The sequence below is a fragment of the Lacibacter sp. H375 genome, from assembly GCF_037892425.1.
GTDB lineage: Bacteria > Bacteroidota > Bacteroidia > Chitinophagales > Chitinophagaceae > Lacibacter.
Genome location: NZ_JBBKTT010000001.1, coordinates 1,347,627 through 1,374,531 on the forward strand (window position 1 = coordinate 1,347,627; position 26,905 = coordinate 1,374,531).

The window sequence follows — 26,905 nt, forward strand, 5'->3', positions numbered from 1 at the left end:
CTTTCTATAAAACACATTTACGATTACTTCTTTGATAAGATGAAAGCAAGAATACCCCTTTAGGGGTACAGTTCTTCCTGTTTCATCAACTACTTTTACAAGTGGCCTCACTTCTATATTATTAAACTCCCTTTCATGAAAAAGCTATCCGTATTTCTATGTCTTGTATTGATTTTATATTCCTGTTCGAAAAAAGATAAAGGCAATCCCGCCGGAGAAGCAGAACGAACAACGCTTACAATAGATTCTTCATATGCCCTGCCGGGGGATCCCTTAAAAATTAAACTAAACAGGAAGATCACACAGGCAGAAGTTATCATCAACCTGGGCACTGTACAAACAAAGGCGTATGCCGGAAACGATTCGGAATATGTTTTCTTTTTACCTGTACTTATGCCGGGAAAAACACCCGTAACAATTCCGTCAATAACAAATTCAAACAGCTTAACGCTCACAGTTCGTGATTATGCAGCCATTGCGGATCCGCAAATTGTGATCAACGAGTTTGTTTCTAAACGAAACAGTTGTATCGATTCTCTTGCAAAAAGTATTGCAGGAAGCAGCTACCAAACATCTCCTCAAACAGCATTAATCATCAGTCAGCTAAAAGAAGAGTGGGACGATCAGTTTGCTAAATTGCAGGTAAACGATAAACTGTTGCTTGCCTATATTTTAAAGAAGATAATGCCTCAGCCTTCAGATTTTTCGTTCACACTTCGTCAATCGAATAATATACTCGCTAAAGAGCAGGGATTAATAGATGCGGGAGAAAAGTTGGTTTCATTGGCTAACAAATTTGTGATATTAAAAATTGCCTGCGTTGTTCAAATTCCGTTTATTCTCGGAAGCCTGTACTCACTGATTACGGCACCGAATCCTATCTCAGCAATTATACTGGCCGGTTCTATTATCACGTTTATCATTTTGCGGGAGGCGGTTATCCGGCAAGCTGAACGTGTTGGCGAATTGCCGGGAATTTTGGAATCAATCTTCTCTACCAATGTTAAGCGGGTAATGGCAAACGAGTTCAATAACAATACCGAGAAGACGATTGCGCTGGATGTTTTGTTTCGTAATCTGAAATCATCAGACCAAACGATTCAGCAGAATATTTCCAAGGCGTTTACTTCGGATAATGAGCTGCAGACAGAAGACCGGGAAGTAGAAAAATTATACACAAAAGCAAAGCAGTATACCTCCAAATTAAAAGCGCCTTATAACCCTTACACTGCAACTATTGGAACCTATCCGCAGGTTACCAGCACGCAGCCCGGAACGGGGAGTGAGGTTATTATAAAGGGCGTAAGTGATAACCGTATCAGCTATACATCTTCTTTAACGAATGGAAACAGGATGATTAAAATTACATCTACGTCAACGCAGGAATTCAATTTCGATATTAACGTTGCAGTGAAACGACCTCTTGATGGCGTTGAGTTTGTAAAAAGTATTCCTTGTGTATTTAAACCTGAAATTGATTCAACAGACTATTATAAAAGCCTGGTACTTGGTAACTGGACAGTCAACTGGTATGATGTAGTTAGTGATAAGTTTCTCCAGGAAGATAGAATTGAAGTGAAGCCAAACGGAATTGCAACGAGGTATGAATCGAGGTATGCCTCCGGATTGGTGGAACAGTATTCAATCACTTATCCATGGAGCGTAACAAAATCCAATGGAAATTATATTATGAGAATTAATACCCATTCAGGGAGGATAACGCCAACGCAATTACAATTTACCCAGATAGGGCTCTATAAAACCATCACACAAAAAATGTGATGAAAGCCAAAACATAAACAAACTGTTCATTGCATACGTATTAATAAAAAAGCCCTCCACTTCCGGAGGGCTTTTCTATAATAGCAAGAACGTTTATTTCTTCTTCTGGTAGTGGCTCAGTTTTTCATCGGGCTGCAGCATCTTCCCATTCTCCATGCGGATGTCGTTCAGCACATTCATCGGGTCGGCCACTGCTATTGCATCTTACAAATAAATAGAGTAGCTTAGGAGTCACATCACCCAAAACCCGCTACCTTCTTCGAATTCAAACCTTTTACAGGGCCTTCTCTGCTTTATGGAAATCGGTCGCAGCACTGTTCCAACAGGTACTGCATGAAACATTTTTTTAACGTAAAACCAATTAACATGCCCACCATCTATTTAAGTGTGAATGGCGGTTCCACCAATCTGCGTTTGCGTGACAGTGAAGGTCACAATCCCGGTAATGACGATATTACCACAACGGTAACTGTAAACGACACCGTTACCTGGGAACCCGATCCCACACCACCTCCCGGCGCCAATGCTATTTCCAGTATCGTTAGTATATACCGGAAAAACTTACCCAACAATGGCGATTTGCTCACCAGCCAGCCGAACAACAACGGCAGCGGTCAATATGTAGCCACTGTAAAGTCTGTTTCACCCGGCTCGGGTACGCAGGAAAGTTATGGTGTTCAGTACACTCTCTCGGGCAGCACAACCATTTATACCGATGACCCCAAACTGCAGATGCAATAAATGAAGGCAACCCGCTTGCACATACAGTTGAAAAAGGCCTGGTTCATCACAGGCCTTTTTCTTATCGGGCTATTGCAGGCCCCGGCACAGGACCAGCAGGTGGCCGATAGTCTTGCAAACATCTACCGGCAGCAAAACCTGCCCGATACGGCGAAACTACGGGTGCTGAATGCGCTTGCTTTTTATGAAACCCGCAACCTCGACCTGGCCCTGCAGTATGCACAGGAAGCAATTGCACTGGCCACAAGGCTTAACGATTACATCAACCTGCACAAAGGGTACTTTCAAACGGGTAATAAAAAACGGCTCAAAGGTGATTTAGCCGAAGCCATTACCGCCTATTTTAAAAGTATTGAAGCCGCTCAAAAGGCCAACTACCTGGTAGGTATGGGGAAATGCTACAGCGCCATTGCCGATATCTACTCCATTTCCAACAACCATAAAAACGCCATGCTCTACTACCGCCGGGGTATAGATGTGCTGCTGAAAGCCAACGATTCACTGCTGTATGCCACTGCAGTTTTTAATGCCGGCGATGAATTGCTCAAGCGCAATTACTTTGATTCAGCGCTGGTCTATTTTAAAAAATCCGGCACCATTTTCAGCCGCATCAATTATCTCCCCGGTATTGCTTATAATATGGGCAACCTGGGTATGGTGTATGCTCACCTCGGCAACCCTGTGTTGGCAGAGCAAACCATCAACACGTCGATTAAAATGCTGGAAGAACAGGAAGATTATTCGCCGGTTTGCACTTATCTCTTATCGATGAGCAGCATCTATGAAAAAAAGAAAGAATACCCCGCTGCTTTCAGCTATGCACAACGCAGCCTGCAGTTAGCGTTGGCTTATGATCTGAAAGAAGAACGCAGCAAAGCCAATGAACAGCTGTCCATCCTCTATGAAGCAACAGGGAACAAAGAGCAGGCCCTCATGTATTACAAAGAATTTATCCGTTACAGGGATAGTGTGAACAATCTCCATGCTGTGCAGCAAATGGCCGACCTGCGTACAGATTATGAAGTGTCTAAAAAACAGGTGGAGGTCGATTTGCTGCATCAGCAAAAAAGGAACCAGCGAAACATTCTTATTTCACTCGCCATTATCCTGCTTTTAACCATTGTTATTTTAACCGCCCTGTTCAGGTTTTATAAAATCATTGCCCGTGAAAAACGGCGTTCTGAAAAATTATTACTCAATATCCTACCTGCAGAAACAGCAGCTGAGTTAAAAGCCAAAGGAACAGTGGATGCGGTGAAGTTTGATGAAGTAACTGTACTCTTTACTGATTTTGTACAGTTTTCCAAACAGGCCGAACATATTGCTCCGGAAGTATTGGTAAAAAGCATTGATGCTTATTTCAGAAAGTTTGATGAAGTGTCCACGGCATTTGGCCTGGAAAAAATTAAAACAGTGGGGGACTCGTATATGTGTGCAGGTGGCTTGCCTACAGTTAACAAAACCCATGCAACAGATGTGGTGGCAGCAGCACTGCAGATGAATGCGTATGTAACGGAGTCATTAAACAAAGAAGATGGACTGGCGCATTTTGAAATACGCATCGGCATTCACACGGGTCCGGTGATTGCCGGGATTGTGGGCATTAAAAAATGGCAATACGATATCTGGGGCGATACGGTGAATATTGCGTCCCGTATGGAATCGGCCGGCATGCCGGGTAAAGTCAATTGTTCTGAATCCACCATGCAGATCATCCGGGAACACTATGTCTGCGAATACCGTGGTGAAATCGAAGTAAAAAACCGTGGTTCGTTAAACATGTATTTTATAACAGGGGAAAAGAAATTGCAGCTGCCTGTGTCTTGATTCGTATGCTCACGAAGCATTTATATTCCTGTCTATTTACAAAAAAAGCCCTCCATAACGGAGGGCTTTTCTATAGAGCAAGAACGTTTACTTCTTCTTCTGGAAACGACTCACTTTTTCATCGAGCTGCACCATTTTACCATTCTCCATCCGTATATCGTTCACCACATTTACAGAGTCGGCCACACCTTTGGCATCTTTCCAGCTTTGTTTGTACCAGAGGGTTACCCATTCGTGTTTTTTATCGGCTGATACAACCGAAACATAATCGTGCATGGTAATCACAAGATCGTTGTACATGTTACGTGCATCGGTGAAAAATTTCATAGCACTGTCACGGCTGAGCTTGGCTTGAAAATTATCAAAGTCCAATCCAATAGAATCGCCGGTGCCGGCTGCCAGTGCTGTAAAATCTTTGTCAACAAAGGCTTTTAAACCTGCCATGGCAGCAGCTACATTTTCAGTACTGCCGATTGACCAGTTTTTGTAGGGTGCCGACAGTGTGTAAGGAAGTTTCACTTCAGCGGCAGCGGGGGCTTCTGTGGTTGTTGTTGTTTCAGCAGTTTTGGTTTCGGCATTGTTGCAGGCAGTCAATGCAAAGGCAAGACAAAAAAAAGCAAGAATCTGTTTCATGTAAAAATGGTTTTGGGTTTAAAAATGATGCAGGAGAAGGGCAGGACGAGATGTAACCAATTGTGTTGTACGATTACTATCGGCAAATAAGGTAGTTGATTCCAACAGCATTTGCAAGCATTCGCCGGGTTTTGTTGCTGTATAGGGTTGCCAACCTTCGCAAGGTTGGCAACCCTTAGTCATAAAAAAGGCGCTCCATGAAGCGCCTGTGAAATGAAATTGAATACGACCTCTACTCAATGGCTTTTACCATTATGCAGTTGTTGGCCTCACTGCCTCCAGCACGCCATCCCATAAACCTTTTCGTAAACGAAGTGCTTCCACGCAGGCCGTGGCAGCTTCGTTCCATTTCTCTTCATCAGCACCACAGAGTTCCTGTACCATCTCCATCGCCAGGTGACTGTGATGATCACCATCCACTTCAATATGCCGTTCGAGATAATAGGTAAACGTGGCCAGTTGTTCAGGATATTGTTGCGATAAACGGGTTACCAGTTCGTGAAACATGGCCGGTATCAGATCTTCCCGTCCGAATGTGAAAACAGCCGCCTGCACATGGAGGGGTGCTTTCTCAATTAAGGAAAAGGTAAAGGAACAGAAATCGATCACTGCCTGCGGAAGTTTTACTTGCTGCAGTGCCCATTGCACCGGCACGCCTTGCTGTAGATGAACCAGCAGCTGTTCGATGGCCGTTGTATCGGCACCCAACTGTTGCATGGCCCGCAGGTATAATTCAAAATGACTGGTGCGGTTGCCGGCTGCATCCACATCACTTTCTTCGCCGGTTACAATTTCATTAATGAGGTAACGTGTGTTGGCACTGCCCACGGGTACCCAGGGATTGCTGACACAGGTGAGACCACGTTGTAAACTTTTGAGCAGGCTCATAAAATCCCATACCGCAAACACATGGATTTGTGTAAACTGCTGCACATCCTGCAGATCCTGTAAACGATGATAGAGCGGGTGTTCAATAATTTCCTGCCGAACACCGCTGATGTGTTCCTGTAATACGGATAGATTCATGTTGTAGATTTTGAAGTGCACGAAACTAAGGGAGGAACAAATTAAAAATGCAGACTGGTTAAGATGTAAAAGCCGGAATTGTTGTTTTGTAAAACAGTGAGCAGTTCTTTTTTACTTCAGCTTCAGGCAGGCTTTGCGGTACAGATCCTGCAACACAGAGTCGCTTAGCGGCGACAGGCGGTTCGGTTGCTTTTCGATTAACAAAACAAATGTGGGATAAGTGATGCCGTTGCATTTCAGTTCCGGTGAATAGGAACCATTACTGTATTCCCCTACATATGGTTCTTTCTCAGCTTTGCGGTTGATCACCTGCAGATTCATGCGTTCGCCCTTGCTGAACGGGCGATCCAGCAATACGATCCCGTCGGTCGCTACGTCGATGGTTGTACGTTGTAAGAAAAAATTCCGGTGCACACCAGGTTGTGTTTGGTGGTTTTGTACTACCAGGATCCATGTTGTATCGGCTTGCAGGTACAGGGTTGTTTGATAAAAATACCGGTGCCAACCCAGCCACAGAAAAGGTAAAGCCAGCAGCAGCTGTAACAGCAAGAGACGGCTTCTTTTTGCAGGACCTTTCCTACGGGTAAGGATATCAGCCACAATAACCACGATGATGATACCAACAAATACGGGCAGAATAAAAAATCCCATCATGGCTTCCCTGTTCGTCTGCATGTCGGCAATGATGACTCCGCCATACAACAGTGTGCCGAGGAGCAAAAGAACCACCAGCCAGGAAAAAAAGCTGGCTTCTTTCCATAAATACGTAACGAGAAAACGTTTCATGAACTGCTATGAAATAACAACAGCAGAACAGTTGAAACAATGACCGGCAGCAGGTTGATGCAGAAGAGTGGTTTGTATGGTTTACAAGCCGGTTCCACCAGAAGCGATCATTTCATGCGACATGCCCAGGATGGCTGTAGCAACAGCTGCGATCACAAACTGCATTTCCTTGCTTTCATTTTTCGGGAGCCACACAAAATTCTGTTTGTGTGCCATGAGCGGTAACCCCCTGAACTGAACAGCAGCGATGGGTTTTCCATTTTCAATAAACACATAACCTAATGCAAACATGGCTTTTTTTCCATCGGCATAATGATTCACGGGTAACAGTTCAATTTCACGGATACCATTGGTGAGCACGCCAATGATCTCTTCTGAAATACTTACCACACCTGCTGTTTCCTGTTGTGCTGTACTGAAGATCCAGTCGCTGGTATCGGCCGACAGGATAGTAGTAACCAAATTACTCTTGCCACGGTTATAAGTAGCCGGTCCTTCATTACGTCCAAAGATGTTGTTCTTGGGTCGGTTGTAATAAAGCGTGCTGGAGACAGCGATGTTGACAATAGCCGTATCCGTATCGTTACGTAACAATTTGAATGATCTTTTCTCTTTGATGTTTTGTTCCACTTCTTCCACATTTGATAAAAGACGGGAGAGCACATCGTGCCGTTCGGTTGTTGCGGTTGATTTTGTTGTCCAGCCTTTGCGGCTGTTGAGCAAACGGTAAGGCCCGAATTCATAACGGAGAAAACCAATACCGGTTTTTTGTTTTACCTGCAGGGGTTCGCCCAGTTGTGAAAGACTGTCGGGCAACTGCATGAGTTTTTGTGCAATACTTTGTTGCATCAGCAACAACAAACAAAGTATGATACTAAACCGGCGCATCGTAGTTTGAAGTTAACTGATTTTTTTTGAGCAATGATGGCTTCACCGGATGAAGAGGGACTTGAATGTTGATGAGTGAAGAAACTGAAAACCTTTTCTTCTTTTCACTTTCAACCATACACTCCTTATTCGCCAACAGTTGATTCAATGTGGGGATTATTTGTTCAGGCAGCAAACAACAATTCAAAGCTCACTGCGCACGCCGGTTTTTTAATGTAGTTCCTACTTTGTGCTTGTTATTGGAGTGCGGCGATCCTCTGTCACTGTTGCGAGGTATGAGCGACATTCTGCAATGCTTTTGCGGCAGGCATCAGCTGATTGTTTGCAATGCTCCAGGTGTATAAATTTTTCACACTCTTCAGCACATGTGGTATAAATTTCAATGCACAAGCGATACACTTGCGCTAACAGCTCTGTTCGGCATACCATTGCTTTCATTGCCACTTTGGAGACGATAACACAGCTTTGATTCAGCTTCGCACAACGGGTGAGAAAATGGTTTTCCTGCTCAAGGCATGCACTTGAACAACGTGAAGATGCGTCCATGCAATCTTGCAGCAGGCGTTTAAATGATTCGTAATTCATACGCTTCCAGGTTGTCTTGTACAAACGGCTGTACAATTAACTGAAAGATAGTTGCCTTCTAACTCCAAAATGTTATACAGCTGTGGAGAACCTTTATAAAATATACAGGTTAGCGGACAAAAAAGGGCGCAAACACTATTCAACTACATCTGCATAACTGTCGGGTTCCACTTTTGGCGATTGTGTGATGATACCAAATTCAAACTGCATATCGTTGAGTTTGCGATAGAGTCCGTTGTGGCTCATGAGTTCGCTATGTGTGCCGCTTTCGGTAACAATGCCTTTGTCGATCAACACAATTTTATCGGCATTGCGGATGGTGGAGAGACGGTGTGCAATCACGAATGAAGTGCGGCCTTTCATGAGATTATCCAAAGCTTCCTGCACGAGTTGTTCGCTTTCACTATCGAGTGAGGAAGTGGCTTCATCTAAAATTAAAATTGCAGGATCTTTTAAAATAGCACGTGCAATGGCAATTCGTTGCCGCTGACCACCACTTAATTTAATACCACGTTCGCCCACAATAGTTTCATACTGCTCCGGGAACTGTTGAATAAATAAATGGGCATTCGCACTTTTAGCAGCGGCCATAATTTCTTCTTCGGTTGCGTTGGGTTTACCGTAGGCAATATTTTCTTTAATGCTGCCGCCAAACAATAATACTTCCTGCGGAACAAACGCCATTTGCCTGCGGAGTTGCGAAAGTGGAAAAGAAGAAGCAGGTCGCTCATCAAAATACAAGGTGCCTTTATCGGGTTCATAAAAATTCAGGAGCAAAGAAGCAATGGTTGATTTACCTGCACCGCTTGGCCCTACAATAGCAATCTGTTCTCCATTGGCAGCACTGAGTGTGAGTCCTTTTAATACAGGTACATCTTTACGTCCGGGGTAACTGAAGGCAATATTATCGAACCGTACATTTCCTTTCAGCTGATGTTGCGGTTCTACTTCAATAGCTGTTAATGAAACAGGCTCACCATCGGCACGTAAAATTTCCCTTACACTTTGTGTGGCGCCCAATGTTTTCTGCAGTTGCGAAAACATATCTGCAAAGCCGGCAAAGGTGCCGCCTACAAACACAGAAAAAATCACAAACATAGTGAGCAGTCCAAGGCTGAGGGTACCTGATTGTACCATTCCAACGCCTACCCACATTACAAATGCCATGCTGCCAAAGACACTGAAGATCATGAACGAAATAAAAGCACCACGGTAGCGTGAATTGCTGATGGAAGTTGTAACGACTGATTGTATACTTTTTACATACCGACCGATCTCATAAAACTCGCTGGTGAATGCTTTTACAATTGATATACCCTGGAAGGTTTCCTGCACAATGGTTCCGCTTTCGGCGAGTTGATCCTGTGCTTTGCGTGCCATCTTACGGATGCGCATGCCAAACACTACAGCCAGTATAGCAATAACGGGCACGATTGACAGCATAATGAGCGCCAGCTTTGCACTGATCCAGAAAATAAAAAACAATCCAATAACGAGGGTGAAGATGCCCCGCAGAAATTCAGCCAGTGTAAAAGAAATGGCATCCTGTATCTGCGACAGATCACTTGAAATACGACTGCTTAATTCGCCCACTCTTTTCTCCGTGAAATAACTCATGGGCATGCTGAGCAGTTTGCTGTATACATCTTTGCGCATATCGGCCAATGAACGTTCACCCGCTGCTGTTAACAGGTACACACGCATGAACGAAAAAATAGTTTGCAAACTCAGCTGAGCAAATATGAGGAGCAGTGTTGTATTTAAACTGAGCTTAATATTTTTTAAACCAAAATCGAATTGTGAAGCAGTGGCCATACCCGGAAGGCTTGCACCTGGTGATGCAGCGTCAATCATTTTTCCTAAGAAAAACGGGAATAGACTGGTGGTAAATGCAGACAGTGCAATACAAACCAATGCCCAGATGAATTTTCCACGATAAGGTTTTAAATAAGTAAACAGGATGAGCGCCTGTTTAAGACTCTCCTTTGAAATTTTTGCTTTTGCTGATCCTGTATCTTTTGTATTGTTTGAACGACGTGTTGCTCTGGCCATGGTTTTTGTTATAACGAATGGTGTTCCTGAATTACTTCATTACAATGCAAGTTAACGATTAAGGTTTGGGCGGTTGATGATGCCGGTGCGGTGAGTCGCCCCCTGTCTTCAAGGGTGGCTCACTGGAGTTATTTCAATACCTGTATAATGATCGGTGCCAGCTTATCGGCCCATCGTTTATATTCTGCAGCAGAAGGATGCAATCCATCAGAAGCAATAAGGTTTCTGTTGGTGCGGCCTTCACGTGATGAAGGAGTAATATCGAGATAGGGACAATTGTATTGTTGTGTTACATCCCTGTTGATGTTGTTGAACCAATCAATCTCTTTCCTGATTTGTACAGTATCATACGAAGCAGCAAAAGGTGTAACACTATAATCGGGGATGGATACTACAAACACATTTTGTTTTTTTCCATTAGCCAGTTCAATCGCTTTTATCAACAAATCAGTAAAGCGTTGACGGTATCCTGTTGTATCTCTTGTTTGAAATTGATCATTTACTCCTATGAGCAAACTCACCACGGTATGTTTATTTGGATTGTTGCTGTTGATGTTTGCTTGAAGGTTTGTGGTGGTCCAGCCTGTTGCAGCAATATAAGTGGGTGTTTGTACTTGTATTCCTTGTTGCAAAAGCAGTGCTGCAGTTTGCGTAGGAAAACGTTCAGTTGCTGCAACGCTTTGTCCAATGGTATATGAATCACCAAGTGCCAGCCATGTATGTATGATTGGTGATGAAGGAGGCGTTGTCACTGTACGGTTGGGTGCATCCTTGTTACAGGAAGAAAGAAAAAATATGAATATGCAGATGAACAATAATTTCATACCACTAATTACGGATAAAGAAGGAGAAAGGTTCGGATTAGCAAGAGTATTCGCTATGCTCTTTATTTTTTACCGCAGAGACACAGAGGCGCAGAGATACCGGGAATTGGTAATTTGGAATTTGGGTTTTGGATTTTTTCTTCCCTAGGCTTTACTTACTCTGTGGGTTAAAATCTTTTCACTTTGAAATACCCCTCAGAAACTACAACTTTGTAAACACTGATTAAACAACAAGTAAATGACAAAACAGGAGTTGATTGCCTACCTGGAGCAACACGATAAAGAACAGGTGAAATTTGCCTTTGCAGATATTGACGGCGTATTGCGTGGCAAGGTGATCAGTAAACAAAAGCTGCTCGATACGTTGGAAAGCGGCATTGGTTTTTGTGATGTAGCATTTGGATGGGACAGTAATGATGCAGCTTATGATAATGTAAAACTAACGGGCTGGCATACGGGCTATCCCGATAAGCCGGTGCATATTGATCTTTCAACCTTTCGTACCATACCCTGGCAAAATGATCTACCGTTTTTCTTAGCTGATTTCAGCGCTACCGATGTGGCAGCCTGCAGTCGTTCCTTGTTGAAGAAGGTTGTGAAGCAGTGTAGCGACCTAGGTTATCATGCAGAATTTGCTCAGGAGTTCGAATGGTTCAACTTCAATGAATCACCACAGAGTTTAGAGCAAAAACAATTTACTTCCATCGAGCCGATGACACCGGGCATGTTCGGTTATTCTATTCTCCGTACTTCCCTGCAAAGTGATTTTTATTTTGATCTTATTGAATTACTCAACAAATTCAACATACCCATTGAAGGTATTCATACAGAAACCGGTCCGGGAGTGTATGAAGCTGCTATTGTACATGACAATACATTGGCAGCAGCCGATAAAGCAGTTTTGCTTAAAACATCTGTGAAAGAAATTGCTTACAAGCATGGCATCATGGCATCGTTCATGGCGAAGTGGAATGAAAAGTTGCCGGGTTGCAGCGGACATATTCATCAAAGCTTATGGAACCCTGCAACCAAAGAAAATATTTTTTACAGCGAATCAGATCCGCATCACATGAGTGAGCTGATGAAGAATTATGTGGCAGGCCTGCTGTATTGTTTACCACATGTATTGCCTATGTATGCTCCTACAATCAACAGTTATAAACGTTTGGTGGAAGGTGCATGGGCTCCTACTACCATTACATGGGGTATAGATAACAGAACAACTGCATTGCGTGTGTTGCACCCCACCGTTAAAAATACCCGTGTTGAAATGCGTGTACCGGGAAGCGACAGTAATCCTTATTTAGCCATTGCAGCTTCACTTGCTTCGGGATTGTATGGCATCAAACATCAACTTCCATTAAATATTCCGGCAACAAAAGGGAATGGTTATACGGATAAAGACAACGGCGTATTACCATCGTCCTTACTGGAAGCAGCAACTCATATGCAACAGTCGTCCATTGCAAAAGACCTGTTTGGTGATGAGTTTGTTGATCATTTTACAAAAACACGTTTATGGGAATGCCGTCAGTTTGATAAACATGTAACTGATTGGGAGTTGAAGCGGTATTTTGAGATCATCTAACAATGTCTGATTTCGGATGCAGGATTTATGATTTGGGTATTTGAACCTTGGATTTTGAGTTTTCTCTCTTGTGTCTTGAACCTTGTTCTTTGACCTCTATCTTTGTGTTCCTTTGCGCCTTCGTGCCTTAGTGGTTTAAACAACAAGTATGACTGAAGCATTAAAAATTATTCATAAAGCGTGGGAAGGTTATGACGCCACGAAAAAGATTGCACATATAGAAGAGATCAGTGCCATGGTATCAACCAACCATGTGTACCGCATTACTTTTGAAGATGAAGATATTGTGATTGCCAAGCTTTCTTATTTTGGTAAGTACGAACATTTCAAAGAAGATCATCGCATCATCCATACACTTTCAAACAACTTGTTGTACCCGTTTGAAAACCTGCTGGCGAAGTCGTTGCTGAAAAATAACCGGGTGTACACTTATCATTACCGTTATCGCAAAACAGAGGCATGGGTGGTGTTTTATAATCCTGTGCGGGTGTTGCAGCGTATGCCCAAACGATTGGATGAAAAACTGATACGCAAGTTTGGCCAGCAGATCGGCAGGTTTCACAAAGCATGTTCGAAGCTTCGGAATAATTTACCGAAATCATCCAAAACGCTCCGCACCGATATTTATACGTTGATGGAAAGAGTGGAGGCCGATGAGTCGCAGTTCGGCACAAGGGCACAGGCCGATATGATCAAATATCATTGTGAACTGTTTCTCAAAAACAGGTTGAAAACAAATGCGGCTTCATTTGAAACCATCCCTGTGTTTATTGATTGGAACATCGGCAACTTCTCTGTAACAGATAAACTGGAATTGTATTCACGTTGGGATTATGATTGGTTCCGCATGAGCAGCCGCATGATGGATTTTTATTTTTTTAGTCGGGTGGTAAGTGATGCCGGCGACAGAACGGTATTCAGTTATTATATCAACACCATGATGGAAGACCGTTTTATTCTCTTCCTGGAAGAATATCACAAAGTAAATCCGCTTACTGCAGATGAGTTGCGTTTCTTAAAAGAAGGCTACCGTTTTTTTGTGCTGAACTATGTTATCAAAGATGGCAGTTATTTCTTCAGCGAACAGTATGCAAAAAAATTACAAGCGGAAGCTTACGAGATCTATCTTCCTTCTGTTGATCGTGATTTCGATGCAGACAAATTGATCAAGGCTTTGAAGATAAAAGACGAACCTGTGAAAAAATAACACCTGCTGTAACACTTAAAACCCAACAACGGCATGTTTTCAGTTCAGGATTTTAAATCGGTAGTAGATAAGTATAAAATAATTTTTTTCGACGCCTTCGGCGTTATTAAAAGTTATAACGGGCTTATCACCGGCATGGAAAAAACCTTTGCCTATCTTGAAGAGCAGGGCAAAGAATATTATATTGTTACAAACGATGCATCGAGAAGCCCGATGCAGTTGGCCGAGAGTTATCATAAAGTTGGTTTGGATATTATACAACACGACCGTATTATTTCATCGGGTATGCTGGCGAAAGAATATCTTGATCTGAAAGTGAATAATGGAATTGTTGCATACCTCGGTACTGAAAGCTCCGCACATTATATTGATAGTTCAGGTTTGCACACCTTGCCTGTGAGTGCTATTACACAATATAATATCGACGAGGTAAATGCATTGGTTTTACTGGATGATGAAGGCTTTAACTGGTTTGATGATCTCAACAGAACAGTAAATATTTTACGTAAGCGAACTATCCCTGCCATTGTTGCAAATACAGATCATATTTATCCCATCACCGGAAGCAATGAAGTATCGATTGCCATTGGTGGCGTTGCAACGATGATCGAAAGTATAGTTGGTAAAAAATTCATCCGTTTTGGTAAACCCGATTCGCAAATGTTCATGTTTGCCTATGATCTTATTCGTGAGCGTACACTGGTGAGTAAAAAAGATATCCTGATGGTGGGTGATACATTACACACCGATATTCTTGGTGGCAATAAGTTTGGGCTTGATACTGTGCTGGTTCTTTCTGGTAATACGTTGCCAGATGATGCAGAAACAAGAATCCGTGCAACAGGTATTGTACCGACTTATGTGTGTGAAAGTGCGGTGGTATGATGTGGTATTTAAACTAGTTGAAAAAATTATCCTGGTTTTTCTTTTTATTATTATTCGACTTTATTCTACAGTGCACTCTTTTTAGTGCGCTGTTTTTTATTATAAATGAGTAACAATTTATACAACTGCGTAACAGATGAATTTTTGAAAAACGGTATTCAAGAAAATATAAATAAATGAATACTGTTCTCTTGAATCCTGCTGTAGTTTTTCTTCCTGAATGCGCTATTTTTATTACCCAATAAACCGATGCTATGAAGAAATCTATACTTCTTGCCGTTGCTCTCTTTGTTTCGTTTTCAATCTTTAGTCAAATATTGTCGAATCAGTTATTAGGTTATCAGGAGCCGTATTCGCAAATTCAGTCACAGGCAACTGACAGTAGCGGAAATGCTTATTACGCCGGTACATTTAAAGGCGCTCTTGTTATCGACAATCAAACTGTTCTTACAAGTAACGGAGGTGAGGATGTATTTGTAGCAAAACTGAATACGAAAGGTGAACTGCTTTGGGCAAAGAAGTTTGGCGATAAAGGGATGGACGTGTTTTCAAGTTTAGTATTTCACAAGGGAGCGCTATACATGAGCATGATGATTTACCAAACCACGCAAATGGGAACGGTGTCATACAATGTTTACTCTTCAACAATTCCAACTTCTCTTATTTTGAAAATGGATACTGTTTCTGGAGGAATTCAATGGGTACGAAAAACTTCTCTGCCATTTCCAAAACTTCTACCTTCATCCGATATTCTTTACATTCATGGCTTGTCGAGCTCTCTAGTTACAAGCCCTCTGTATTTTGAAGAAACCCAGTTAGAAAGTGCCGCTTCCGTTAATCGAACTTTTTTTCTTTATGTTGATACAACGGGCAACATTAAAGGTCATAAGTTGTTTGCTACCTCGCCACAAGGTTCATCGCCATTTACAGTTATCTCTGTTGCCCCTGCGGCCAACAACAGGCAGATATTCCTGATCAACACAACTACGACAGAAAGTTTTCAACTCGGTTCGTTGTCTATTAATTTTCCAATACGTTCAAATTATCAATTGCTCATTAAAACTGACACGTCTCTTACCGATATTCAATACAAAATACTAAACCCCAATGGCGAAGGTTATGGCTATAATTTATGGCTAGAGAATACAGGATTTACTGTTTCAGAAAAAGGTGATTCCCTTTTTATGGTTTTGTCTGGGTCAAGCAATACCGGGAGCTACAAATTGGATGGTTACAATGTTCCCGTTGGCGATCAAAGTGTACTTGTAGTGATGGATACAAATTTTGTAACAACCAACGTGAAGCCTTTGAATATTCAGCGGATAGGAGGGTTCGTTAACAGGGTGGGTATAAGTCACGCAACATCCGATAGCCTTTATTATTATTTCCGTGGACGTATAAGTGGAATGAACAACGCTTTGCCCGTGAAGGGTATTACGCCCCAAAAGCTAGAGGTTGATCTGGTATATGGATTAAAGGATACGATTAATATCGCTGGGCCCAGCAGAAGCTTTATTATTAAAGCAAAAAAGGATTTGAGCGAAAGCAAAGTTACATGGCTGGGTTATCATACACCCTATGAAAGTCCAACTGTAACTCCTGCTTTTTTTACTCATCAAAAAAGGAAAATTTACTTTCTACACTTAGTGGATAATATTTGGAATCCTTGGGTGATTGACACTTCACTTAACGTAATCAGTGGAGGAATGAAAACTAATTCTGACCGGGGAGAAATTACTAATTATGTCAATTATTTCTCAGACGGGAGTAAGGCAATTGTTGGTTTGGCTAAAGGTAAAACTGCACTTGATGTTGATTCCCTCAATATTGTCAGCAACCAGGCAAAAAGCGATTTGTTTTTTGTTGGGATGACTAAAAATGACAAAGTAAGCTGGTATAAAAGAATGAATCACAGTTTTGCAAATCTTGGGATTCAAAAGGTCGTCACAAGAAATGAAATGATCTATGTATCATTTGTGTTGCTTGGCCCCCGTAATACCGGTGCAAATAATTATATACGTATTGACAGTTCTGTTTTTTTCTTTACGCCGCTGCCATCTCAATCATCAGGTATGTTGATATTCGACAAAAACGGGAAATTTAAATTGCTCTTATTGCCGACACCATTCCAGACAGCGACCATCTTTGATGTGTTTGCAGACGGAAGCTTCGCAACAATAAGTGCCCCCACTTCCACAAGTCTAACTGTTTCTGGAAAATCATTTACGAACACCGGAGGTGTATATGTCGGCAGGTTTGATACAACTGGCGCCCTCATAGATGCAATAAAATTTTCAGGATCTGCAAATACTTCCTTGACATCACCAACAGATCTTATTGCAGATACACTGACCAAAAGCTTTAAAATTTTGTGGGTGAGCAACATCAGCCCAAGTTCTTCAGGCAATTCTTTTGCTTTCATGAATGGAATAAGCCCAACAAGCAATTATACAATAGCAAATCCACAGCCTGCCATCACCAGCAGCAAATTGTACTTGCTTGCAACAAACAGCAGCTTCGCAAGTGTGTTTGGCTCTGCAACAATAGGACCGTTAAACACTACCACAAGAACAAGTGCACAAATAAATAGTAAGATATTTTTGTTGCTTGGAAAATCAAACTTAAAGGATTCAATCTATTTTAATACTAACCTGATTATACCAGATAGTAACAGTAATGTGCGATTCATAATAGGCATGGATACAGCTCTAAATTATTATCAACACAAGATTCTTAATACGACAAACGATATCAGGCTTGAATTTGGTTTCACAAATCTTAAAGCTTATAATAATTCCATTTATGCCTCGGGCAGTAATATGGCCACCGTCATGTTTGATACAATAAATGTTGGATACTCCGGTATGTCAGATGCAATTACAGTTCAATTTGACACAACCTTTAAAGCAAAAAGAGTATTCAGAGTAGCATCCCCTTTCAATGAAACAATGCTTGGTTGTGATATCTATAAAGATTCAATCATCAGTTTTGCTTATACCTCCCAGGGAAACCCTTCATTTGTCAACGGTCGTTTTTCCGCAAGGAATACAAATACCGATCTGACCGACCTTGATGAAAACGCATACATACAAACTGTGCTCCTTAAAACAGGTGTTGTTACTTCAGTTGATGAACCGTTAAGAGTTGAAGGATTTAAGCTGTTTCCTAATCCTGTTCTTTCCAATATCGTGACAGTTGACTTTGGTAACACCGAAGGGGGCCGTTATCAATGGTTGTTGTATAACACGGAAGGAAGATTAATCGAAAGTAATATGCTGCTGTGGAACCCGGGCCAAACGAAACAAATACAATTCAGTAACAGATTGCAGGCGGGGAATTATGTATTGGTGATTAAAACCGGGAAACAACAAACACTAAAAGCAGTTAAACTAACAATATTGTAGAGAAATTAAATCACTTATTGTTCTACCGCTTTTATTCCGGTTTTTGTTAACTCTATCTTTTTCTCTTTATAGAGTTTGCCAATGGTCATTTTGAATGCTTTCTTACTCATGCCGAAGAAATTGTAGATTTCTTCGGGATCACTTTTATCATGATAGGGGAGATAGCCGTTTGCTTCTGCGAGCAGGCGCATGATCTTCTGCGCTTCATCTTCTACACGCAGATAACCTTGCTTGCCAATGCCTACATCAATCTTTCCATCTTCACGAATGGTTTTAATGTAGCCTGTTACTTTATCGCCAATGTTCAGCGGTTGAAAAACATCACTGAAAAATAAAAGCCCGATATGTTTTTTGTTGATGATGACCGACCAGCCTAACTCTGTCTGGCGATAAATGATCAACTCCACTTCATCTTTTTCTTTTACGGTCAGCTCTTCATTGCTCAGTAAATGTTCAATGTATTGCGATGCGGCTGCACGACCTGTTTGTTCATCAATATACACATGCACCAGGTATTCGCCACCCAAACGCATAGCAGAAATCTGTTTGCTCTTGGGTACAAACAGGTCTTTCATTAACCCCCAGTCTAAAAAAGCACCATGCGGGCTGGTACCTACAACTTTCATCAAAGCAAAATCGCCCACTACAGCTGTAGGGTGTTGTGTGGTAGCAATCAACCTGTCTTCACCATCGTGGTAAACAAATACTGTTAATTCATCACCCGCTCTTGTGCCACGGGGAACAAAACGTTTAGGTAACAGGATGCCTTCTCCTCCATCATCAAGATAAGCTCCTGCATCTTTCAAACGCTTTACAATAAGACGGTTATATTGACCAACTTCTACCATGTACAACGAAGATAAGTTAAGAGACCGAAGAAGATGTCTGATTTCTGATGTAGGATTTATGATTTGGATTCTTGAACCTTGTGTCTTGACTCTTGTTTTCTTCTTTGGATTTTGGGATTTCTTTGTATTTCTTTCGCCTTAGCGCTTTTGTAGCTCAAAAAAAGAATTGGTATATTCACGTCCGTTTGCAGCGTCAAACGAAACCAATATTATTATTCACTAAAACTCATAGTTATGTCGTTGTTTAATACAGGGAAAAATAAAAAAGACAAAAAGAAGAATGCACCTGCAAGCAATAAATCATCCATGTTTATTGCGCCAAAAGGTGGAGGAAAAGCAAATACAAAAACATCAAGTAATGCCGGAAAGCATGTTGGTGGCGCACAAAGAGGAGCGTAAGTATTTAATTTGTTTATGAACTCTATGGAACATCAACCAGACGTCCTTACTGAAATAATAACTAATTCGCAAATCAAACGATCAAAGCTTCTTCCCTGGTGGATTAAAGTGTTCATGTGGATCTTCTTGATTTTTGGATTGCTAGTTCCGATAAGCTTAGTTGTTGCTTTCTTAGGTTTCGGTTTTCATATATCACTTTATGGAATTGAAACAAATGGACCACTGTCCTTCACTGGTCTTTTACTTATGGGTCTTTTTTTGTTGAAAGGGGTCGTTTCTATTGGTTTGTTGAAAGAAACTGGGTGGGCTATAAAGTTGGGAATTGTAGACGCTCTTATTGGAATTGTTATTTGTGGATTTGTAATGTTTGTTTATCCATTTTTTAAAGAAGGAAATGGATTTGTATTCTCACTAAGGTTGGAGTTATTATTACTGATTCCTTATGCAATTAAACTCAGAAAAATCAAAGATGATTGGGAAGGTCAAAGTGTTATGGCCTGATAAGTAACGAGAGGGCGACCAATAGTCGCCCTCTTTTATTTTAATTTAAGCAGCTCTTTGTCGATTTCTTTCTTCACTTTTTCCCGTTCAATATTCAGTGTATTTGCATTGGTTGGTTGTGCTGAAATTTTTAATGTAAGCTCCATTTCTTTTTTTCGCAACTCTACATATCGGTTAACCGTTGCTGCTAATTTTTTCATTTCATCACCCACATCAAGGTTCATCATTTTCACCGCAATGCTATTGGCCTGTTCAAGTTTCAGTTTGAATTGCTCCAGTATTGGTTGAGGTAAACCTGAAAGGTTATCGCCGTGTTGATGATAGATTTGCAAAGCATCGTCTTGTACAATCACAAATTCCTGATACAATTCTTTGAACCGATCAACGTCGGGATAGCTGTCGTTTTTTATATCACGAAGAACATTGTTACGAACATCGGGTGATACTTTGTTTTGCTGCAGATACCAACCACAAATAAATATACTTATAGCGATCACTGCAGGAGCAACCCATAGAGCAGCTTGTTGCTTCTTTTCTTTTTTGATAGTGAAAGCAAACAGGTAGCCGATGATGGCACCACTTACCAATCCTCCTATATGAGCGGCACTATCAATGCCTCCCTTCAGTCCGTAAGCAAGATTGAAAAGCACGAAGATCACAATACTTTGTAACAATTGCTTCCGTGCTTTTTTAGGTATGATGTTCGTTGTAAGCAATGCCAGGAATACACCATACATGCCAAACACGGCACCGGATGCACCGGCACTGTTTACTGAATCAGTATGCCACCACAAACTTGCAAGACTGGCGAGTATACCACAACATAAATAAGCAGCGATATACCGCAGTTTTCCCAACATCGGTTCGAGATATGCAGCAATAGAAAAAAGCGCATACATATTAAACGCAAGATGGAGAATACCGAAATGAAGAAAAATTGCCGTAAACAAACGCCACCAATCGCCGCTTGCTGTAAGCGGCCCGTAATTGCTTCCCCAGCGAAGATGCACCAAACCATTTGCTTCGAAAATACCTGCGCCCTGTAACCCCATGATCATAAAAACAAGAACATTGATGCCAATGATAGTGTAGGTAACTGAAAGACTACCGTTTTCGTCCTGGGGCATAGAGGGTGGTTAAGTGATAGATAAAAATAACTTTCTTCCGGAAATTATGAGAATAAAAAAAGGGCTGCAAATTGCAACCCTTTCCTTAATTGATTTCTTTTATTGCAAAGCTGCGGCCTGTATCTTCTGCATCGCTTTCTCTGCACGTTTAATCGCCAGTTGCTTTTTGTAGTTGAACCATTTTTGTCCACGAATCTTGAACATGATATCGTCGAACTTACGCTGCAGCGTTACATTCCATAACCCGGTTAAGATAGTGCCCAGGCTTGCCCCAATGGTGCGAACAGATAAACCAAATCCGCCTTCAGCATATTCAATATGATGCCAGTAACCGCTCGGCATATACAGCGTATCGCCATACTCTAAATATCCGGTGTAACCTTTTGCGTATTGCATGGCAGGATAGGTTTCAAAATCGGGCTTATCAATATCTACTAACCCATGCACGTTAAACGGCAGGCGATATAAAAAATCGCTTTGATCAGGAGGAAATAACACTACACGACGCTTACCTGCAAACTGTGTAAGAAACACATTACTCATGTCGATATCCATGTGCATACGGGTTACCGAATGTTTTGGACCGAAAAACATAAATGGTATTTTGATATAACGGCCGGTAATCTTTGGATAGCCAAAATCTTTCAGCAGTTCAGGTTTATGTTTGAAGACAGGGAATAAGAACAAACGAAGATCGGTTGGTTCTTTTTCAATGAGATCTAAATATTCATTGAACTTCATTTCAGCATGTGCCACACTTAAGGTTTCGCTGGGGTTGGCTTTTTTGGTGCTGAACAGTTTCACTTTTATATCGCCCATGGATTGTCTGAAATAATCCATCGTCCATTTTTCGTAGGCGGGATATTGTTTCCATAAGCCACGAAGAATAACAGGTTTCTGCGGCCTCAGGTATTTTTCGGTAAACTCTTTGCGTGTAATTGTTGTTCCGTCAACGATAGGAATTGGCGTATCAATATTCATCTTCATGTTTGCCTCTTTTTACAAATTTTGTAAGCGGCACAAATTTAGGCCAATTCGGGCAACAGCGGTCAGGCAAAGGCTGATACTCGTCAGATGCAACTAAATTTTGACAAATGGCTGAACGAAAACCCAATGTCCAAAAAACAAACTCCAAGAAAAAGACATAAGTCTCAAATCATAAATCCCGCATCCGAAATTAAACATCTTACAGTTGTTCCCAAACGGTTTTTGCAAACTGTTCCAATCCCGGGTCACGAGCACCCATGAGCAGCAGCACACAATCTTCCGTAAAATGCGGACGAAGGGCTGCAACCAGATCGTTCCTGTTTTCAACAAAAAATGCATGCGAACCATTTGCTTTCAAGTCGTTGATAAGATCGTTGGCAGAAATATCTTTTACAGCAGTACCACCGGCATAAAAAATTTCGCTCATCCATATTTCATCTTGTGGACGAAGGGCTCTGCTGATCTCTTCTACAAAATCGTTGCGCAGGAATTTTGTTGGTCCATATCCGTGTGGCTGAAACCAGGCAATTACTTTTTTTGCCAATGGCTGACAAGCTTCAATACTCGCCGCACACTTGGCAGGGTTATGAGCATAATCATCGATCAGCCAAACATTGTTTTTTTGTCCGATGATCTGGTGACGACGATAGATACCTTCATAACTCTTCAACGCTTCGGCAGCAGTTTCTAATGGAACACCAATGAGGTTGGCAACTGTTGCTGCAGCAAGGGCGTTTTCCATATTATGCTTCCCAACACTGTTGAGTGTAAATGGAACCTTATTGATTTGAAATGAAATGCTGAAACCAACCTGCTTAAACTCTGATGCATGATACGCTGCATCATCAGTTACATCAACTGAAAAATTATGTTTAGGATTGGCTGATAACCTTTTCGCCAACGCATGCGATTGATTCACCACGAAGAATTGTGAAGTGTTCTTTTTGAACTGTTCAAAAATTTCAATGAGTGTATCAATCTCTTTATGGTCCTTATCGATGTTGATGAGCAACCCAATTTCCGGTGTATAGTTCACAATGCTGCCATCACTTTCATCGGCTTCAATTACAAGCCAATCGCCACTTCCAACTTTTGCATTGCCGATCTTTCCTTCTTTAATGATACTTGTTAAACCTGCTCCACTGATAATGCTTGGCTTCATACCTGCATGTTGAAGAATATCAAATAACATAGCACTCGTGGTTGATTTGCCACTGGTGCCGCCAACAGCAATTGTTTTTTTGCTTCTTGCAATAATGGCCAACAACTCTGCACGTTTTATGATGGGAATGTTGAGTTGTTTGGCTTTGATCACTTCTTCAACAGTGTCTTCTACCGCCGTTGAAACCACAACGAGATCTGTTGCATTTGTAATGCCTTCTCCATTTTGTAAAAAACAACGGATGTTTTCTGTTTCGAGTTTTTCTTTTGTTTCATTCGGTTGGCCAGGATGAAAGTAACGGTCGCTGCCGCTTACATCTTTACCAATACCTTTTAAATATTGTGCAATGGCACTCATGCCCGTACCGGCAACACCAATAAAGAAAACTTTTTTGAAATCGTTGATAGAAGTAATCATAGAAAGCAAATGTAATTGAAACAATAAAGTGAAATGAGATTCTCTACCTTTGGCCTCTCTATTTTATGAGTTAAAAATATTGCTGTATGAAATTGATCTCCTACTTAAAAGATGAACACGAACAATTAGCGGCTGTACACAACGGACTTGTGTATGATATGGACACGCTACATCCTGATCTGCCAACAAGCATGAATATGTTTTTGCAATACTGGGATGAATATCTTGAACTTGCCCAAGCCAGTTTAAAAGCTGTGCAGGAAGGTCGTTTGATGCCGGGTAATGTTGTGCCTGTAGAACAAGTGCAATTGCTGGCACCAATTCCTATGCCTCCCAGTTGCAGGGATGGTTATGCGTTTCGTCAGCATGTTGAAGCTGCAAGAAGAAACCGTAAGGTGGATATGATCGCTGAGTTCGATCAATACCCGATCTTTTATTTCACCAATCATCATAGCATACAAGGCCCCGGCGATGTGCGTTGCATGCCCGATCATTTTGAAAAACTCGACTTTGAATTGGAAGTTGCCATTGTTATCTGTAAGCACGGACGCAATATCCGTGCAGAAGAAGCCGATGAATACATTGGCGGTTTGATGATCATGAACGATCTGAGTGCACGTCGTTTACAGATGGAAGAGATGCTGCTGAATCTTGGTCCGGCAAAAGGAAAAGATTTTTCTACAGCAATTGGCCCATGGTTGGTAACGCTTGATGAGTTGCAGCAATACGTAGTACCTGCAAAAGAAAATCATGTTGGTCTTAACTGGAATTTGAATATGAAATGTTGGGTGAACGGCAAACAGGTGAGCGCAGGTAATGTTGCCGATATGGATTGGACCTTTGCCGAGATCATTGAACGTGCATCGTATGGTGTTGATCTTTATCCTGGTGATGTAATTGGCAGCGGCACTGTTGGTACAGGTTGTTTCTTGGAACTCAATGGCACAGGTAAGCTAAACGATCCTGGTTATAGTGAACAATGGTTGCAGGATGGTGATATCGTGGAAATGGAAATTGATGGATTAGGAAGGTTGAGTAATACGATGGTGAGAGATGAGGATGATTTTTCGATATTGGCTAAGAAGAAAAATATTTAACCACTGAGACACAAAGATCACGGAGATTCTCTGCGTACTCTGCGAGCTCTGTGTGAAAAAGATAAAAAATGATTATTGATCTCTCACAACTCAACCCCATGCAAAAACAACAATGGCTGCAACATGCCATTGCGCCACGCCCTGTTTGTTTTGCATCAACTATCGATAAAGAAGGAAATGTTAACCTGAGCCCCTTCAGTTTTTTCAATTTGTTTTCATCGCATCCACCGATCGTTGTGTTTTCACCTGCACGCAGAGTGAGAGACAATACTACCAAACATACATTGCAGAATGTGCTGGAAGTTCCGGAGGTAGTGATCAATATTGTCGATTACGATATGGTGCAGCAGGTAAGTTTAGCCAGCTGCGAATTTCCAAAAGAGGTGAACGAATTTGTGAAAGCTGGATTTACAGAAGAAGCGGCAACTATGGTAAAACCACCAATGGTAAAAGAAAGTAAAGTAAAGATGGAGTGCAAGGTGATTGAAGTAAAGCCCCTTGGTAACGAAGGTGGTGCTGGCAATCTGGTTATTTGCGAAGTGTTGCGCATGCACGTTGATGAAAGCATTCTTAATGCAGAAGGCACCATGATCGATCAGCGCAAGCTGCATCATATTGCACGCCTCGGCGGCGATTGGTACTGCAAAGTAGATGAGCACAGTTTGTTTCATGTTGCCAAACCAAATACACAACTCGGCATTGGTGTTGATGCTTTGCCGGAGACGATCCGCAACAGCAATATTCTCACTGGCAACAATCTTGGCCAGTTAGCGAATGTGCATGAATACCCAATTGTTGATGCAACGTTTGAAGACGAGCGCTTGAAAAATATCATCCAGTATTTCTCCATCAACCCCGACGAAATGGATCAGGAACTACATAAATATGCGAAGGAATTGTTAGATGCAGGAAAAGTGAACGAAGCCTGGCAAATACTGCTGGCCGATAGTTAATTGCAGATTTTCGTAAAAGATTCTTCTTCAGTTATGCTGTTCGGCAAAAATTGCAAACCTTCATTTTTCGTTAGGTAAACATCAATTAGGAACTCGCTCCTGCCAGAAATAGCTTAGTGGTAGAAAAGAAACAGTGTAAAACCTGTATCGATCATCAACTACTATCAAACTTCTGTGTATGAAAAAGTTAATCTTAATTCTGCTGGTGGCTATGCTTGCAAACAGCGTTACAGCATCCTCAATTCCCACAGATACTACTCAGAAAATTTTAGCAAAGCCAATTGTTTTTATTACAGGGGGAGTTCTCTTACCTGGAATTGGAACAACAAAGCTTCCATCAAGTAGCGCTATGACAAAAGCAGGGATAAATGCCGTGCCTGTTACTGCTAAAGTGATCAATACAAAAACAGTCAGCAACAGTAATACAGGGAATGATTTATTCACAAGCGGTATTGTCGCTATTATCACAGGCGAGCCTCTTTTTGTTGTTTCATCACGGCATAAAGAAAGAGCGTTTTCTGTATCAACAACAGAACAGGTGATCAAGAAAATGCAACGAAACAGTATAAGCAGGGTTTCAATTCCTTCCATCAAATTAACGATCCATTTATGAGACAGACATTAACCCTGTTGATCTTTACAGTTGCTGTAATGGAAAGTTATGCAACAGTAACCTTCTTGAACGTGCGTGATACATTTCATATGGTGAAGGTGATTACGAAAGGAGGTAAAATAATACACGGCGAGCTACAGTATGTAACCGACAGCACAGTGCATATTCAACCGGGATCGAATAGGGAAGTTCGTAAGGGCTTTTTATATGAACCGGTTTCAATACCATATTCCGACATTGTTTCCATTCGGTATAAAGAATTTAACTGGATCGGTGCCTTGCTAAGCCTGGGTGGAATGACGGTAATCTATTTAATGATAACGGGTGTAATACCGGTGTTTAATAATGGTTTGGGTGATCTGAATTTTCTGATCTGGCTTTCTCCTTTACTGTTTGGATATAGTCTTTTTCGAATGTTTAAACGAAAGCGATATGTTATTAACGGCGATAAAAAGCGGTTTGATAAATTCAAATTATGGCACGAGAAAAGAAACCGGTCTGAAAAGAAATGGATGGAAGATAGCAGATAACAATTTTTGTCGAGCTCATTCAAAGTCTGTCTTAACTTTAATC

At 41.5% G+C, this 26,905-nt stretch carries 24 protein-coding genes; 13 read left to right on the forward strand and 11 right to left on the reverse strand.

Going from position 1 to position 26,905, the window contains the following annotated elements; translation table 11 throughout:
• The first annotated feature begins 135 nt into the window (after positions 1 to 135).
• The 3 genes from WG954_RS05865 to WG954_RS05875 all read left to right on the forward strand — a co-directional run bounded on the left by WG954_RS05865 (position 136) and on the right by WG954_RS05875 (position 4,350).
• Positions 136 to 1,782, forward strand: a complete 1,647-nt coding sequence (locus tag WG954_RS05865; protein WP_340434531.1) for a hypothetical protein — start codon at positions 136 to 138, stop codon at positions 1,780 to 1,782.
• 333 nt (positions 1,783 to 2,115) lie between these two features.
• Positions 2,116 to 2,523: a hypothetical protein gene (locus tag WG954_RS05870; protein ID WP_340434533.1), complete on the forward strand. Its 408-nt coding sequence runs from the start codon at positions 2,116 to 2,118 to the stop codon at positions 2,521 to 2,523.
• Positions 2,524 to 4,350, forward strand: coding sequence for an adenylate/guanylate cyclase domain-containing protein (locus WG954_RS05875; protein WP_340434535.1), 1,827 nt, complete (start codon positions 2,524 to 2,526; stop codon positions 4,348 to 4,350).
• A gap of 87 nt (positions 4,351 to 4,437) precedes the next feature.
• Here the strand turns inward: WG954_RS05875 and WG954_RS05880 are convergent, their stop codons facing one another.
• From WG954_RS05880 to WG954_RS05910, 7 genes are all read right to left on the reverse strand, one after another.
• Positions 4,438 to 4,983: a hypothetical protein gene (locus WG954_RS05880; protein WP_340434537.1), complete on the reverse strand. Its 546-nt coding sequence runs from the start codon at positions 4,981 to 4,983 to the stop codon at positions 4,438 to 4,440.
• Between the two features lie 252 nt (positions 4,984 to 5,235).
• Positions 5,236 to 6,009 carry a DUF3050 domain-containing protein gene (locus WG954_RS05885; RefSeq protein WP_340434540.1) on the reverse strand — a complete coding sequence of 258 codons (774 nt, stop codon included), beginning with the start codon at positions 6,007 to 6,009 and terminating at the stop codon, positions 5,236 to 5,238.
• Positions 6,010 to 6,120: 111 nt separating this feature from the next.
• Entirely contained in the window at positions 6,121 to 6,795 is a 675-nt protein-coding gene (locus tag WG954_RS05890; RefSeq protein WP_340434542.1) for a hypothetical protein, read from the reverse strand.
• A gap of 81 nt (positions 6,796 to 6,876) precedes the next feature.
• Entirely contained in the window at positions 6,877 to 7,683 is an 807-nt protein-coding gene (locus tag WG954_RS05895) for a hypothetical protein (RefSeq protein WP_340434543.1), read from the reverse strand.
• 222 nt (positions 7,684 to 7,905) lie between these two features.
• Positions 7,906 to 8,268: a four-helix bundle copper-binding protein gene (locus WG954_RS05900; protein WP_340434546.1), complete on the reverse strand. Its 363-nt coding sequence runs from the start codon at positions 8,266 to 8,268 to the stop codon at positions 7,906 to 7,908.
• 135 nt (positions 8,269 to 8,403) lie between these two features.
• Positions 8,404 to 10,320 (reverse strand): ABC transporter ATP-binding protein, encoded by a 1,917-nt coding sequence (locus WG954_RS05905; protein WP_340434548.1) that lies wholly within the window; start codon positions 10,318 to 10,320, stop codon positions 8,404 to 8,406.
• 128 nt (positions 10,321 to 10,448) lie between these two features.
• Positions 10,449 to 11,144 carry an SGNH/GDSL hydrolase family protein gene (locus WG954_RS05910; protein ID WP_340434550.1) on the reverse strand — a complete coding sequence of 232 codons (696 nt, stop codon included), beginning with the start codon at positions 11,142 to 11,144 and terminating at the stop codon, positions 10,449 to 10,451.
• A 238-nt stretch (positions 11,145 to 11,382) separates the two neighbouring features.
• Here WG954_RS05910 and WG954_RS05915 point away from each other — a divergent pair, with 238 nt between their 5' ends.
• The 4 genes from WG954_RS05915 (at position 11,383) to WG954_RS05930 (ending at position 18,228) form a co-directional block, all read left to right on the forward strand.
• Positions 11,383 to 12,732 carry a glutamine synthetase family protein gene (locus WG954_RS05915; protein WP_340434552.1) on the forward strand — a complete coding sequence of 450 codons (1,350 nt, stop codon included), beginning with the start codon at positions 11,383 to 11,385 and terminating at the stop codon, positions 12,730 to 12,732.
• Positions 12,733 to 12,880: 148 nt separating this feature from the next.
• A complete protein-coding gene (locus WG954_RS05920) occupies positions 12,881 to 13,939 on the forward strand; it encodes a hypothetical protein (protein WP_340434554.1) in 1,059 nt (352 codons plus the stop codon).
• Between the two features lie 33 nt (positions 13,940 to 13,972).
• On the forward strand, positions 13,973 to 14,824 hold the full coding sequence (locus WG954_RS05925) for an HAD-IIA family hydrolase (protein WP_340434555.1): 852 nt from the start codon (positions 13,973 to 13,975) through the stop codon (positions 14,822 to 14,824).
• A gap of 254 nt (positions 14,825 to 15,078) precedes the next feature.
• The gene (locus tag WG954_RS05930) at positions 15,079 to 18,228 is read left to right on the forward strand and encodes a T9SS type A sorting domain-containing protein (protein WP_340434557.1); all 3,150 of its coding nucleotides are present in this window, start codon (positions 15,079 to 15,081) and stop codon (positions 18,226 to 18,228) included.
• Between the two features lie 14 nt (positions 18,229 to 18,242).
• Here the strand turns inward: WG954_RS05930 and WG954_RS05935 are convergent, their stop codons facing one another.
• Positions 18,243 to 19,076: a CvfB family protein gene (locus WG954_RS05935; RefSeq protein WP_340434559.1), complete on the reverse strand. Its 834-nt coding sequence runs from the start codon at positions 19,074 to 19,076 to the stop codon at positions 18,243 to 18,245.
• Between the two features lie 234 nt (positions 19,077 to 19,310).
• On the opposite strand from WG954_RS05935, the gene WG954_RS05940 reads away from it, so the two are divergent.
• Complete coding sequence (locus WG954_RS05940; RefSeq protein WP_340434561.1) at positions 19,311 to 19,475, forward strand: hypothetical protein; 165 nt, start codon at positions 19,311 to 19,313, stop codon at positions 19,473 to 19,475.
• 24 nt (positions 19,476 to 19,499) lie between these two features.
• Entirely contained in the window at positions 19,500 to 19,976 is a 477-nt protein-coding gene (locus WG954_RS05945) for a hypothetical protein (protein WP_340434563.1), read from the forward strand.
• Positions 19,977 to 20,011: 35 nt separating this feature from the next.
• Here WG954_RS05945 and WG954_RS05950 read toward each other — a convergent pair whose 3' ends face one another.
• The 3 genes from WG954_RS05950 to WG954_RS05960 form a co-directional block, all read right to left on the reverse strand.
• On the reverse strand, positions 20,012 to 21,103 hold the full coding sequence (locus WG954_RS05950; protein ID WP_340434565.1) for a rhomboid family intramembrane serine protease: 1,092 nt from the start codon (positions 21,101 to 21,103) through the stop codon (positions 20,012 to 20,014).
• 99 nt (positions 21,104 to 21,202) lie between these two features.
• Positions 21,203 to 22,090 (reverse strand): cupin-like domain-containing protein, encoded by an 888-nt coding sequence (locus WG954_RS05955; RefSeq protein WP_340434566.1) that lies wholly within the window; start codon positions 22,088 to 22,090, stop codon positions 21,203 to 21,205.
• A gap of 199 nt (positions 22,091 to 22,289) precedes the next feature.
• Positions 22,290 to 23,669, reverse strand: coding sequence for a UDP-N-acetylmuramate--L-alanine ligase (locus WG954_RS05960; protein WP_340434567.1), 1,380 nt, complete (start codon positions 23,667 to 23,669; stop codon positions 22,290 to 22,292).
• A gap of 86 nt (positions 23,670 to 23,755) precedes the next feature.
• Here WG954_RS05960 and WG954_RS05965 point away from each other — a divergent pair, with 86 nt between their 5' ends.
• The 4 genes from WG954_RS05965 to WG954_RS05980 all read left to right on the forward strand — a co-directional run bounded on the left by WG954_RS05965 (position 23,756) and on the right by WG954_RS05980 (position 26,862).
• A complete protein-coding gene (locus tag WG954_RS05965; protein ID WP_340434568.1) occupies positions 23,756 to 24,766 on the forward strand; it encodes a fumarylacetoacetate hydrolase family protein in 1,011 nt (336 codons plus the stop codon).
• A 98-nt stretch (positions 24,767 to 24,864) separates the two neighbouring features.
• A complete protein-coding gene (locus WG954_RS05970; protein ID WP_340434569.1) occupies positions 24,865 to 25,719 on the forward strand; it encodes a flavin reductase family protein in 855 nt (284 codons plus the stop codon).
• A 178-nt stretch (positions 25,720 to 25,897) separates the two neighbouring features.
• Entirely contained in the window at positions 25,898 to 26,332 is a 435-nt protein-coding gene (locus tag WG954_RS05975) for a hypothetical protein (protein WP_340434570.1), read from the forward strand.
• The gene (locus WG954_RS05980) at positions 26,329 to 26,862 is read left to right on the forward strand and encodes a hypothetical protein (protein ID WP_340434571.1); all 534 of its coding nucleotides are present in this window, start codon (positions 26,329 to 26,331) and stop codon (positions 26,860 to 26,862) included. Before WG954_RS05975 ends, WG954_RS05980 begins: the two co-directional genes overlap by 4 nt.
• Positions 26,863 to 26,905 lie beyond the last annotated feature (43 nt).